Annotated in this window: 11 protein-coding genes and 2 pseudogenes; 9 read left to right on the forward strand and 4 right to left on the reverse strand. The window is 76.0% G+C overall.

Features of this window, described 5'->3' with window-relative positions; genetic code table 11:
- Positions 1-15 precede the first annotated feature (15 nt).
- The gene (locus IEZ20_RS21690; protein ID WP_256464648.1) at positions 16-1296 is read right to left on the reverse strand and encodes an FAD-dependent oxidoreductase; all 1281 of its coding nucleotides are present in this window, start codon (positions 1294-1296) and stop codon (positions 16-18) included.
- 160 nt (positions 1297-1456) lie between these two features.
- Between IEZ20_RS21690 and IEZ20_RS21695 the strand changes: the two genes are divergently transcribed.
- The 4 genes from IEZ20_RS21695 (at position 1457) to IEZ20_RS21710 (ending at position 4625) form a co-directional block, all read left to right on the forward strand.
- The gene (locus tag IEZ20_RS21695; RefSeq protein ID WP_189301269.1) at positions 1457-1948 is read left to right on the forward strand and encodes a DUF1360 domain-containing protein; all 492 of its coding nucleotides are present in this window, start codon (positions 1457-1459) and stop codon (positions 1946-1948) included.
- Positions 1949-2192: 244 nt separating this feature from the next.
- Positions 2193-2621: a DUF2267 domain-containing protein gene (locus IEZ20_RS21700; protein ID WP_189301271.1), complete on the forward strand. Its 429-nt coding sequence runs from the start codon at positions 2193-2195 to the stop codon at positions 2619-2621.
- A 129-nt stretch (positions 2622-2750) separates the two neighbouring features.
- Positions 2751-3212: an ANTAR domain-containing protein gene (locus IEZ20_RS21705; protein ID WP_189301273.1), complete on the forward strand. Its 462-nt coding sequence runs from the start codon at positions 2751-2753 to the stop codon at positions 3210-3212.
- Between the two features lie 225 nt (positions 3213-3437).
- Positions 3438-4625, forward strand: a complete 1188-nt coding sequence (locus IEZ20_RS21710; RefSeq protein WP_189301275.1) for an AI-2E family transporter — start codon at positions 3438-3440, stop codon at positions 4623-4625.
- Positions 4626-4642: 17 nt separating this feature from the next.
- On the opposite strand, the gene IEZ20_RS21715 is transcribed toward IEZ20_RS21710, so the two are convergent.
- Positions 4643-5200: a TetR/AcrR family transcriptional regulator gene (locus IEZ20_RS21715; RefSeq protein ID WP_189301277.1), complete on the reverse strand. Its 558-nt coding sequence runs from the start codon at positions 5198-5200 to the stop codon at positions 4643-4645.
- 106 nt (positions 5201-5306) lie between these two features.
- Here IEZ20_RS21715 and IEZ20_RS21720 point away from each other — a divergent pair, with 106 nt between their 5' ends.
- The 3 genes and pseudogenes from IEZ20_RS21720 to IEZ20_RS21730 all read left to right on the forward strand — a co-directional run bounded on the left by IEZ20_RS21720 (position 5307) and on the right by IEZ20_RS21730 (position 9206).
- Positions 5307-6464 carry an FAD-dependent monooxygenase gene (locus IEZ20_RS21720; RefSeq protein WP_189301280.1) on the forward strand — a complete coding sequence of 386 codons (1158 nt, stop codon included), beginning with the start codon at positions 5307-5309 and terminating at the stop codon, positions 6462-6464.
- A gap of 96 nt (positions 6465-6560) precedes the next feature.
- A pseudogene (locus IEZ20_RS21725) lies at positions 6561-7997 on the forward strand (heavy metal translocating P-type ATPase); the annotation flags it as partial.
- Between the two features lie 105 nt (positions 7998-8102).
- A complete protein-coding gene (locus tag IEZ20_RS21730; protein WP_229896207.1) occupies positions 8103-9206 on the forward strand; it encodes an FUSC family protein in 1104 nt (367 codons plus the stop codon).
- A gap of 25 nt (positions 9207-9231) precedes the next feature.
- Here the strand turns inward: IEZ20_RS21730 and IEZ20_RS21735 are convergent, their stop codons facing one another.
- Entirely contained in the window at positions 9232-9747 is a 516-nt protein-coding gene (locus IEZ20_RS21735) for a molybdenum cofactor biosysynthesis protein (RefSeq protein ID WP_189301284.1), read from the reverse strand.
- Between the two features lie 304 nt (positions 9748-10051).
- A complete protein-coding gene (locus IEZ20_RS21740) occupies positions 10052-11245 on the reverse strand; it encodes a PP2C family protein-serine/threonine phosphatase (protein ID WP_189301286.1) in 1194 nt (397 codons plus the stop codon).
- A 377-nt stretch (positions 11246-11622) separates the two neighbouring features.
- Here IEZ20_RS21740 and IEZ20_RS39775 point away from each other — a divergent pair.
- Both IEZ20_RS39775 and IEZ20_RS39780 read left to right on the forward strand, forming a co-directional pair.
- Positions 11623-12150, forward strand: a pseudogene (locus IEZ20_RS39775) (alpha/beta hydrolase fold domain-containing protein); the annotation flags it as partial.
- A 184-nt stretch (positions 12151-12334) separates the two neighbouring features.
- A complete protein-coding gene (locus IEZ20_RS39780) occupies positions 12335-12568 on the forward strand; it encodes an alpha/beta hydrolase family protein (RefSeq protein WP_229896179.1) in 234 nt (77 codons plus the stop codon).
- The last annotated feature ends 4 nt before the right edge of the window (positions 12569-12572 follow it).

Here is a 12572-nt window from a genome sequence, read left to right on the forward strand (position 1 = left end):
AGAGGGCGGCCGAGGTCACGGGTGCGGTGCGCCCGTGGCGGTCCCCGCGTCCGGTGCCGGGCGGCGGACCGCCTCGGCGGGGGGACGTTCCCGGAGGGCGCCGTACGCGACGAAGTACGCGGGCAGGCGGCGCAGCCGGGGCGAGCCGGCGACCAGGCCCGCGACGCGCCGGGCCCGCTCGGCGCTGCCCAGGGGCGGACGGCCGCGCAGGACCGGGGCGATGAAGCGGGCGTGGGCCGTGCGCTGCAGCGCCTGGGTGGCGACGGTGGTGGGCCGGCGGCGGCGCTGCACCGCGCGTACGTCGCGCAGGCCGACGGTCCCCCTGCGCAGGGGGCCGGCCAGGAGGCGGGCGGCGGCCACGGCGTCCTGCACGGCGAGATTGATGCCGATGCCGAAGACCGGGGACATGGCGTGCGCGGCGTCGCCGATGCACAGCAGACCCGGGCGGTGCCAGCGGCGCAGCCGGTCCAGGTGCACGTCGAGGAGTTTGACGTCGTCCCACGAGCGCAGGGCGTGGGTGCGGCCGGCGATCCAGGGGACCGCGGCGGCGTAGCCGGCCAGGAACCGGTCGAGGCCGGCGGCGCGGCGCTCGGCGTCGGTGCCCTTGGGGATGAGCGCGGCGCACTGCCAGTAGTCGCCCCGGTCGATCATCGCGGTGAGGAAGCCCTCGCCGGCGCCGCCGACGAGCCCGCTCGGGTCGCCGTCCTGCCGGGGCAGGCGGAACCACCAGGCGTCCATGGGGCAGCCGAAGCGGCGCAGGCGCAGCTCCGGCAGGGAGCGGGCGAGGGAGCCGCGGCCGTCGCAGGCGACGGTGAGGAGGGCGCGCAGCTCACCGGTGCGGCCGTCGGAGGTGCGGTAGCGCACCCCGGTGACCCTCCCGGACTCGGTCAGGAAGGAGGTCGCCTCGGTGTTCGTCCGCAGCCGGAAGGTCGGCTCGCGCCGGGCCTCGTCGGCGAGGAGGTCCAGCAGGTCCCACTGGGGCACCATGGCCACGTAGTTGTGGGGGCCGGGCAGCACCGAGAGGTCGGCGACGGTGACCGCCGAGCGGCCGGGGCCCACCGGCAGCTGGACGGTGCGGACCCGGCGCTGCGGCAGCCGGGCGAAGCGCTCGGCCAGTCCCAGGTCGTCCAGCAGGGCCAGGGTCGAGGGGTGGACGGTGTCGCCGCGGAAGTCGCGCAGGAAGTCGGCGTGCTTCTCCAGGACCGTCACCTCGATCCCGGCCCGTGCCAGCAGCAGGGCGAGCACCATGCCCGCCGGACCGCCTCCCACGACACAACAGGTGGTCTTCTCCGTCACGGTCCTGCCCTTCTCCCGAGCAGCGGATCAATATAAATTCATCACTCGATGAATACTATACCCGGGCCGGACGGGAAGGTCACGTATCGCCGTCTCGTCGAGGGGAACCCGTTGCGCCTGTGACAGGTTCGGACACGCACCGGGAGGTCGGGGAAGTCTCATGAGCGCCGACGCCGCACGCTACGACGACCAGGACGACGTCCCCCTGGGCGGTTACGCCGTCCTCGCCTCCGTGTTCGCGACCGGTGTCGGCGCCTTCGCGCTGGTGGCCCGGCGGCGGGGCGTACAGCTGCCGCAGCAGGTGCCGCCCTGGGACGTGGCGCTGCTCGGCACGGCGGCGTACAAGGCGTCCCGGCTGCTGACCAAGGACAAGGTCACCAGCTTCCTCCGGGCGCCGTTCACCCGCCGCGCGGGCCACGGGAAGGGCAACGAGGTCATCGACGAACCCCGGGGCAGCGGGCTGCGGCGGGCCACCGGCGACCTGCTGGCCTGCCCGTTCTGCACGGCCGCCTGGGCCACCGGCGCCCTGGTGTGCTCCTACGCGGCGTCGCCCCGGCTCACCCGGCTGGTGTGCGGCGGCTTCGGCGCGCTGGCCGTGGCGGACTGGCTCCAGTACGCCTGGACCTGGACCCAGGGCACGGCCGAGGACTGAGCGCCGCCCTTCGTCGTCCGTCGCGGCGGTCGGCTCGACGTCGGCCACCGTCGTCCCCCAGCGGTGCCGCCCGTGCCGGGTTCCGCTGCCGACGCGCACCCGGCGACGGGCGGCCGGCACCGCCGGGCCCGGTGCCCGCAACCCGTGACCCGTGACCGGGCGCCGCCGCGGGGTACTCGACGGGGGCCGCTACGCCCGGGTGACGGGCGTACCGTCAGCACTTCGTGCGGAAGGGACCGGTCTCATGCGGCACGACGAGATGATCGGAAAGGTGCAGGCGCTGGCCCAGCTCCCCGACCGGGGGACGGCCGAGCGGGCCGCGCACGCGGTCGTGAGCACGCTGTCGGAGCGGCTGCCGTCCGGGCTGGCCCGGCATGTGGCCGCCCAGCTGCCGCCGGACATGGCGGCCGCCATGCGGGAGGCCGCCGACGCGTCCGCCGCCCCGGACTCCGGTACGGCCGGCGAGCGGTTCGGGCTGACCGCCTTCGCCGGACGCGTCGCCGTCCGGGCGGGCACCGACGAGGACACGGCGCTGCGGGAGGCCGCGGCCGTGATGGAGGTACTGGACGCCGCCCTCGCTCCGGAACTGACCGAGCGCATGGCCCACGCGCTGCCCGCGGACATCCGCGAGCTGCTGCCGGTGGTCCGGGCGACGCAGGACATCGAGGGCTGAGAACCGCCGAAACGGGACGGAAGGCGGGAGGGACAGGCGGGAGAGAAGGCGGGGCGGCTTCACTTCGTGTGCACGTGCTCACCGGGGGCAGGCGTGACAGTGACGCCCCCCACCCGGAAAAGGTGCTCCATGGCCTTCTTCGCCCTCTCCCGGCACCAGCCGCTGGTCCTGCTCTCCGCCACCGACCTGGCGTCGGAGTACCACCGGTTGCAGGAAGAGAACCGGCAACTGCAGCGCGCCGTGACCTCCCACGCCCTGATCGACCAAGCCATCGGCGCCGTCGTCGTCCTGGGACGGATCGCCCCGGAGGAGGCCTGGCGGGCACTGCGGGACGTCTCCCAGCGCACCAACGTCAAGCTGCGGACCGTCGCCGAGCACATTCTGGACTACGCGCAGGGCGGCACCCTTCCCGAGCCCGAGCGGGCCGAACTGGGGAAGGCGATCGCCTGCTACCGCCGGTGCGGCGAGACGGCCGCGGCGCTCTGCGACGGCGTACCCGCGCCGGGCGGCGCCGCCGGGGCAGACGGGCCGTCGACGGCCGCAACAGCCACCGGTCCCCGACCCGGTCCAGCCCGTACAGCAGCGAACTGACCCCCGGCAGCGGCACGAGCGCGACGGTGAGCACTGGGATACCGCCGCTTCCCGCCTGGACCCGCCGCCCCGCGCCCCGCCGGAGCCCTCCTGCCCGTACCCCGCCGGAACCCGCCTGGTCGCACAGGGGTGCGCTGGGCGCGCCCCATCGCCGTCGCGTGCTTACGGTGCTGTGGAGGTGACCGGCCGCCGTGCGGACGGGCGCAGGCGGAGAGGAGGCGGGACGTGGTGGGCGATGCGCGCCGGCGGGTGGCCGGGCGGGGTGGCCGGCGCCGGGCCGCGGGTGTGGTGCTGGGCAGCCGGCCGGCGTACTGGGTGCGCCTGTCGGCCGCGCCCCGCCCGGAGCGGGTGCCGCCGGCCGAGCGGACGGTGCCGTGGCTGCGGGTCGCCGCCGCCTACGCCTGGCGGCTGATCGTGGTCGGCGTCGGCGTCTACGGCGTCTTCAGCGTCCTCGGCAGCTTCCAGCTCATCGCCGTCGCGCTGTTCCTCGCCCTGGTCGTGACCTCGGTCCTGCGTCCCCTGACCGATCTGCTCGCCAGGTACCTGCCGCGCCCGCTGAGCGTGGCGGTCGCCCTGGTGGGCAGCCTGGTGCTGCTGCTGGGCCTGCTCGCGCTGGTCGGCAGCGCGGTGGCGGGCGAGTCGGACCGGCTCACCGGTGAGTTCCGCGGCGGTGTCCACCGTATCGAGGAGTGGCTGCGCCGACCGCCGTTCCGGCTCGGCCCCGATGCGCTCTCCGAGCTGCAACGCCAGGTGACGAAGTACGTCGCCGCGCACCGGGCGTCGCTGCTCAGCAGTGCGGTCAGCCAGCTGGGCCGGGTGGTGGAGCTGGTGACCGGCGGCGCGCTGGCGCTGTTCGCCTCGGTCTTCTTCCTGCATTCCGGCGAGCGCCTGTGGGGCTGGGTGAGCGAGCGGCTGCTGCCGAGCGCGGCCCGCCCCGTGTGGGACCGGGCGGGGCGGGCGGCCTGGCGGACCTTCTCCGGATACACGCGCGGCATCATCATCGTGGCCGGCACCAACGCCGTACTGGTGGGTGTGGTGCTGCTGGTGCTGCGGGTGCCGCTCGCGCTGCCGCTGACGCTGCTGGAGTTCTTCGCCGCGTTCGTCCCGCTGGTGGGTTCCCCGGTCGCGCTCGGGGTGGCCACGGTGGTCGCTCTGGCCGGGCGGGGGCCGCTGACGGCGGCGGGCGTGCTGGTGCTGATCGTGGTGATCGGCCAGTTGGAGGGACACGTGCTGCATCCGCTGGTGATGAGCTGGGCGGTACGGCTGCATCCGCTGGTGGTGGCGGTGTCGGTGATCGCGGGCAGCATCGTCGCGGGTGTGATCGGTGCCGTCGTGGCGGTCCCGCTGGTCTCGGTCGTCTGGGCGGTGCTGGACGCGCTGCGCTCGGAGCCGCCGTCGGCGGCCGAGCCCTGATCCCGCCGGCGTGCGGCTCAGCGCAGCGCGGCGGCGACGAGACCGCGGATCTCCTCCTCCCGGACGCTGCCGCCGTGCACCAGGCGGTCGAAGACCAGCCCGTCGACGCAGGTCAGCAGGGTCACCGTACGGGCCTCCGGGTCCGCCACGCCCTGCGCGGCGAGGAAGGCGCGCACCACCCGCCTCCCCTGGTTGTCGCGCGGCACGAGGATCTCGCGCAGCTCGGGGTGGTGGGCGCTCTCGACGGCACAGGCGTAGCGGGCGAGGGACCGCCGGCGGCCTTCCCCGGTGAGCCGCGTCCGGATCAGCTCGGCGATGCCCGCCGTGAGGTCCTCGGCGCTCCGGGGCACCGGGGTGCGGGCGCCGGCCTCCTCCAGCTCCTCCTGGTCGAGCGCCACCAGCCGCCGGACCAGCGCGGTCAGCAGCGCCTGCCGGGTGCGGAAGTAGGCCGAGGTGGTGCCGGGCGGCAGCTGCGCGGCCCGGTCGACGGCGCGATGGGTCAGCCCCCGCATGCCGCTGTCGGCCAGCACGGCGATCGCCGTGTCGGCGAGGAGAGTACGTCGGTCTGCGGCCACCTCCTCTTTCTAACACCCGGCTTCTACGTCTGTAGAACGCCGCGCTAGGGTGCTTCTACAGGTGTAGAAACCGGGTGGAGACACACAGAGGGACGGAGGGGCCGGCATGGGCGGTACGGCGGTGGTGGTCGGAGGCGGTATCGGCGGGCTGGCCGCGGCCCTGGGGCTGCGGCGGATCGGCTGGGAGGTCCGGGTCGTGGAGCGGGCCGCCGTCCTGGCCGACGCGGGCGCGGGCATCTCCCTCCACGCCAACGGGCTGCGCGCGCTGGACGCCGTGGGCGTGGGCGCCGCGGTCCGGGCGGCGGCACGGCCGCAGTACACCGGCGGCACCCGCACCCCGAACGGGCGGTGGCTCGCGCGCATGGACGGCACGCTGCTGGAACGCGAGCTGGGCTCGCCCATCGTCGGCATCCCGCGCGCGGTCCTGCACCGCCTGCTGCGAACGGCGCTGCCCGCCGAGTGCCTGCTCGTCGGCGAGACCGTGCACACGCTCGACCTGTCGGCCCCGGACCGGGTGGGCGTGCCCGTCGGGGACGGCGTCCTGCACGCGGACCTGGTCGTCGCGGCGGACGGGGTGCACAGCCGGCTGCGCGGACTGCTCTTCCCGGACCATCCCGGCCCGGTGTACGGCGGCTCGACGGTGCTGCGGGCCGTCACGGACGGCCCGGTGGAGGTGCGCACCGACTTCGAGCTGACCTGGGGACCGGGGGTGGAGTTCGGGCACATCGGGTTCGCCGACGGCCGCGCCGAGTGGCACGCGGTGCTCAACGCGCCGCCCGGGGTCCGCCACACCGACCCGCTCGGCGTGCTGCGCGAGCGTTTCCGCGACTGGCACGAGCCGATCCCCGCGCTGCTCGCCGCCACCCGCCCCGAGGCGGTCCTGCACCACGACATCCACGAGCTGGTCACGCCCCTGCCGGCGTTCACGGCCGGCCGGGTCGCGCTCCTCGGTGACGCGGCCCACGCCATGACACCGCACCTCGGCCAGGGCGCCTGCCAGGCCCTGGAGGACGCCGCCACCCTGGCCGCCGCGCTCGCCGGGGAGCCGTCGGTCGGCGCGGCGCTGGCCCGCTACGACGCCGAGCGCCGCCCCCGGGCCCAGTCGGTCGCCCGCGCCGCCCGGCAGGCCGGCCGGATGGGCCAGCAGCTGTCCCACCCGCTGGCCGTCGCCCTGCGCGACACGGGGCTGCGCCTCGCCCCGTCCCGGGCGACGATGCGGGCCATCCTGCGGCACGCCGACTGGACCCCGCCGAGCCTGGTGTGACCGGCTGACTGGGACTTTCGTCCGGATCCGGCCTGCTCAGCCCGGACCAGGGCGGATCAGGCCGGATCAGGCCGCGGCGTGCGTCGCGCGTCCAGCGCCGGCACGCTCAACGGCACCGGGGCGCTGCGCGTACGGGTCGGCCGGAACGCCGCGGACTCGGTGATCGCCCGGATCGTGCGCCTGGTGGAGGAGGCGTCCGGGACCAAGGCGCCGACCCAGCTGTTCATCGAGAAGGTCGAGCAGCGGTACTCGCTCGGCATGGTCGCCGCGACGCTGGCCGTCTTCGCGGTGCCGCTCGCCTTCGGGGCCGCGCTGACCGGCTCGCTGCTGCGGGCCATGACCTTCATGATCGTCGCCTCGCCGTGCGCGGTCGTCCTCGCGACCATGCCGCCGTTGCTGTCGGCGATCGCCACCGCCGGCCGGCACGGGGTGCTGGTGAAGTCGGCCGTGGTGATGGAGCGCCTCGGCGAGGTGGACGCGGTGGCGCTGGACAAGACCGGCACCCTCACCGAGGGCACCCCGCAGGTGACGGACGTCGTACCGCTGCCCTGGTCCGGCCTCGCCGAACGGGACCTTCTCACGCTCGCCGCGGCGGCCGAGCACCCGAGCGAGCACCCGCTGGCCCGCGCGGTCGTGGACACCGCCCGCGCCCGCGGCCTCACCGTTCCCGTGGCCCGGGACTTCACCTCCGCACCGGGTGTCGGCGTCACCGCCACCGTCGGGGAACACACGGTGGCGGTGGGCTCCCCGGCCCGGCTGCCGCGCGGAACGGCGGACGCCCCCGTGACCGCCCCCGCGCCGCTCGGCGGCCGGGCCGGCTCCCCCGCCGCCGTCCGGACGGCCACCGAGGCCACCGCCCCCACCGCCGTCGCCGTCGTGGCGGAACTGGAAGCCGGTGGCCGTACCGCCGTGGTGGTCCAGGTGGACGGGGTCGCGGTCGGGGTGCTCGGGGTCGCCGACCGGCTGCGGGCGGATGCCGGCGCCACCGTGGCCGCCCTCACCGCGCTGACCGGGGCCGCCCCCACGCTGCTCACGGGCGACAACCCGCGTGCCGCCGCCCGGCTGGGCGACGAAGTCGGCATCCGGGACGTGCGGGCCGGGCTGCTGCCCCAGGACAAGGTGGCTGTCGTACGCGAGCGGCAGGAGGCGGGCCGCCGGATGCTGGTCGTCGGGGACGGCGTCAACGACGCGCCCGCACTGGCCGCCGCGCACACCGGTGTCGCGATGGGCCGCGCCGGTTCCGACCTGGCGCTGGAAACGGCCGACGCGGTGATCGTGCGCGACGAACTGACCGCGGTGCCCGCTGTCGTCGCCCTCTCCCGGCGCGCCCGCCGGCTCGTCGTGCAGAACCTCGTCATCGCGGCGCTGTTCATCTCCGGGCTGGTGGTCTGGGACCTCGCGGGCACGCTGCCACTGCCCCTCGGCGTCCTCGGCCACGAGGGCTCCACGGTCCTCGTCGGCCTGAACGGGCTACGGCTGCTGCGCGAGGCCGCCTGGACGCGGGCGACCCGGGCGGGCGCCGAGCACGCCTGAACCCGCGCGGCGAGCTGCCGACCGGGCGGCATGACCGGCGCCGGAAGTGGCACCCGGCTCGCCGTGCATGGGATACGACTGACCCGGGAGGCCGTACGGCGGGACCTGTCGGCCGCGGTGCGAGCGGCGCGGCGGGCCCTGGCGGGGCCGGGCCGGGAACGGGACCTGGCCGTCCAGGCGGTGAAGGCGGCGCTGGCCGCGTGGGTGGCCTGGGCGGTGGCCGGCTGGTGGCTGCGGGCGCCCGTGGCGTTCGTCGCGCCCTGGGTGGCGGTCGTCCTGGTGGAATCGACGGTGTACCGGTCGATCGCGCACGGCCTGCAGCAGCTCGCCGCGATCGCGGCCGGCACCGTCGCGGCCACCGTGGTCGGACTGGTGCTGCACAGCACGGTGGCCGCGATGGCGGTGGTGCTCCCCCTCGTGCTGCTGCTGGGGCAGTGGAGGCGGCTGGGCAGTCAGGGCATCTACGCGGCCACCGGCGCCCTGTTCGTCCTGACCAACGGCTCCGTCACCGTCGCCACCTCCGCGGCCCGGCTCACCGAGGCCCTGTTCGGGGCGGTGGTCGGCATCGCCGTGAACGCGCTGGTCCGGCCGCCGCTGTACCTGCGCGACACCCGTGCCGTGCTGCGGGACGCGACCGAGGAGGCCCACGACATCCTGCGCGCCGTGGCCGACGGGCTGGCCGCGGGACGCTGGGACGCCGAGGAGGCCGACGCCTGGCACCGGCGCGCCCTGCGCCTGCAGGGGCTCGTGGAACAGGCGCGCTCGGCCGTCGAGTGGGGCCGGGAGAGCCTGCGCGCCAACCCGCGCCGCCGTACCGGTGCCGCGCCGCGGCCCGGCAAGGGGTACGACGACGCCCTCCTGGTGCTGGACTACGCGGCCGTGCACACCGCGGAGGTGACCCGCACAGTGCTGGAGGCCGCCGACGAGGACCGCCCGGCGCCCCGGCCGCACCCCGGCCCCGCCCGCCGGTACGCCGAGTTCCTGCGCCGGACCGCCCGCGCGCTGCGGCTGTACAGCCACAGCCGGTTCGGCGACGAGTGCGAGGACGAGCTGCGCGAGGCCGTGGCGGACCTGCGCGGCGCTCTCACGGAGCTGCGCGGGGACCTGGTCCGCTCCACGACGGACGATCCGGACGAGCTCGCCACCTACGGCGCCCTGCTCACCCAGGCGCACCGGCTGGCCGACCAGCTGGCCGTCACCGGCGGGTGAGCGCCTCCGCCCCCGTGCGCCGCACTCATGCGCCGGGTGCGTCGTCCCCGGCTTCCCGCACCCCGAACACGGCGGGGCCCACCGAGAGGACGCCGTCGGTCAGCGGCCGGCAGCGCACTCCCCCACCGCCGCGCAGGGCGCGCTGTGCGCCGGGGCCGAGGGTGGTGTCCATCCAGGCGCAGGGCCGGGCGGCGCTGCGGACCTCCAGGTCCACCGGTCCGGTTCCGCAGTCGAGGAAGACCGTCCGGCCGATGTAGGCGTCGATGTCGACACCGCGCAGCAGGACGTTGCGCCGCGTCCGCAGCAGGTCGGCCGGGTACGGTCCCGGCCGCGGCAGCCGCTCGGCCGCCATGAGGGTGATCGAGGCGTTGCGGTGGGCGGGGTGGTTGAAGTACCGGTCGCCGACGATGCCGAGGCCCGCCCGCACCTCGGCCGTCGTCACCAGTTCGCCGGGCGGCAGCTCGGGCAGGCCGTCCCCCGGACGGCCGGCGAGCCGGTGCACCGGGGACACCAGCAGCTGGAGGATCTCGACGTGCGGCACGGGTGGAGCCTATCCGCCCCGACCGACGGTGGAGCCGGCGGGCGGAGAGGTCAACGGTCTCACCGTTGACGCGTGCTCAGCGGACGTTGGGGGTCAGGGGCCCGGGGCACGTCGCGCAGGGCGCCCCGGCCCGCGTCGGCCGGTGTCCGCACCCGGCGGTTGCGTCCGCTCTCCCGGCGCACCTCGGCCAACAGCCCGGCCGCGAGCAGCCGTTCACACTGCGGCCAGGAAGGACGAGGTGGTCAGCCGCGCGTCGGCCATGGCGCCGACCGTACCGTCCCGCGCCGCCGCCCGGGGAGGCGGTTCAGCGGTCCGGCTGCCACTCGAACATCAGGATCGTGGCGTCGTCGCGGAGCCGACTGTCATGGGAGTCCAGCAGCGAGTGGATCAGGCGTCTGAGCGTCTCGGGCGCGATCTCGCCGGTGGTGCTGGCCCGGATGACGTGGTCCGCGAAGCGCTCCAGCCCGAGCATCCGGCCGTCGGCCATCCGGGCCTCGGTGACCCCGTCGGTGTAGAGCAGCACCCGGTCGCCGGGCTGGAGCCGCGTCTCGTGCACCCGGCGGTCCCGTGCGGACAGCAGGGAGCGCAGGCCCATGGGCGGATCGGCCTCGCGGGTCAGCGCGTCGCCGATCAGCCGCTGGTCGCGGATCAGGAGGGGCGCGGGATGCCCGCAGTTGCTCCATTGCAGCACCCCGCTGTTGAGGTCGAGCTGGGCGAGGATGCCGGTGCAGAACTGGTCCGGCAGCCACTGGCCGAGCGCCTCGTCCACGCCGTCGACGAGCGTGCGCAGGTCGGCGTCGGTGCGCCGGGCGTTGCGGCAGGCCGCGAGGGCCACCGCGCTGGTCAGTCCCGAGAGCAGGTTGTGCCCCATGGCGTCCAGGACGACGGCGTGCAGGGCGTTGGTGGTGAGGGAGTGGTCGAAGGCGTCGCCGCCGATGTCGTAGGCCGGTTCCAGGACGGCGGTGGAGACGACCTGGCCGTTGCCGATGGTGCGCGGCGGCAGGAAGGCCCGCAGCATCTCGGCGGGCAGGCGCATGGCCTCGGTGCGGGTGCGCCGCACGAAGGAGTCCTTGTAGGCGCGCTTGGAGGTGATCATCATCGCCAGGAGGGCGGCGAGGGCCCGGCCCTGCCGCAGGGAGGTCGCGGTGATCGCCTGTGCGTGGACGGCGAGCACACCGAGCCGTTCGGCGCCGTCCAGCAGCGGGAACCAGGCCGTCATGCCGTCCCGGTCGGACTCCTCCACGCGCAGGGACTGGGTGCGGTAGCACCACCCGGCGAGCGAGTCGTCGACGGGCATGCTGGCGGCCACGTCGGTGAGCGGAACGAGATGGCGCTGCTGGAGGTCGGCGAGGTAGACCACGGCGTGCGGCAGGCCCAGCGACTTCGCGCAGTGGGCCACGGCGGTCGCCAGGTCCAGGATGCAGTTGGCGGGATCGGCGAGGAACTCCTCCAGCGGCGCCCCGCTCGGCTCTGCCGTCACCTGGCCATCACCACCCATCGTCCTGCTGGCAGTCTTCCCGCCCGCACCGCGCCACGCAGTCCGGACGCACCCGAACGGACCGCGGCCCACTGCCAGAACGCACCCGTACGAACCGCGCGGCCCACTGCCAGAACGCACCCGTACCGCGTGGCCCGTCGCGGCGGCCGCCCCGCCCCGCCCCGCGGCACGGTGCCCGCCCCGCCCCCGCGGCGCCGTGCGCGCGCCCCGGCAGCGTGTGCGCGGCGCGGCTCCCCGCCGTGCCCCGACCGGCCCGGCACCATGGCCACAGACCCTCCCGACAGGCAGTTACCCGTGCAACGTCCCCGACTGTGCCGGTGGTTCGCGCGCCTCCGGCTCCGCCCCGGCCGACGACCGAAGCGACGGAAGGCCCCGACATGACCTCAGCAGCCCCCGCCCGGCTCGAAGCCGACTGGCCCCCGCCCCCGTTCCGGGCCCCGCTGCCCGCCGTGACCGGCGCCGACGGGGTGCGCCGTTTCCACGGGCTGAGTTACGCCACCTCGCCCGGCTACCGGCCGCGCCTGCTCGACGTGCACCTGCCGCCGGGCCGGCGCCCCGTACCGGCCGTGGTGTGGATCCACGGCGGCGGCTGGCTGGAGGGCGACCGGCGCTACCCGCCGCCGACGGTGCCGGTGGACCTGCTGCACGGAACCGTCCTCGGCGCCGGCCTGGCCCTGGTCACGGTCGACTACCGGCACAGCCTCGAAGCCCCCTTCCCCGCCCAGCTGCACGACGTCAAGGCCGCCGTCCGGTACGTGCGCCGGTACGCCGACGTCCTCGGCGTGGTCCCGGAACGGATCGGCGCCTGGGGCGAGTCGGCCGGCGGCCACCTCGCCGCGCTGGCCGGCCTGGTCCGCGCCGACGTCCACGGGACCGGGCTGGAAGGCCGGGAGGGGGTGCCGGACGGGGACAGCGCGGTGCGGGCCGTGGTCGACTGGTACGGCGTCTCCGACATCGAGCCGCTGCTGGGGCGGCCCCTGCCGGCCCTGCCCGGCCCGCCGGACGCGCCGCCGTACCCGCATCCGTTCGAGGCCCTGCTCGGGGGGGCCCGCGGCCGAACGGCGGGACCGGGCCCGCACGGCCAGCCCCGTGACGTACGCGGCGGGCGCCACCCCGCCCCCGTTCCTGCTGGTCCACGGCCGCGAGGACCAGGTCGTCCCCTACAGCCAGAGCGAGGCGCTGGCCCGGGCGTTGACGGCCGCGGGCGGGGAGGTCACCCTGCGGCCCGTGGAGGGCGCCGACCACGTCTTCCTCGGCTCCCCGGAGGTGCCCGCCGTGGTCGCGGAGAGCGTCGGCTTCCTGCGGCGCCGTCTGACCGCCTGAACCG

It is taken from the genome of Streptomyces cinerochromogenes (genome assembly GCF_014648635.1).
In the GTDB taxonomy this organism is placed as follows: Bacteria; Actinomycetota; Actinomycetes; order Streptomycetales; family Streptomycetaceae; genus Streptomyces; species Streptomyces cinerochromogenes.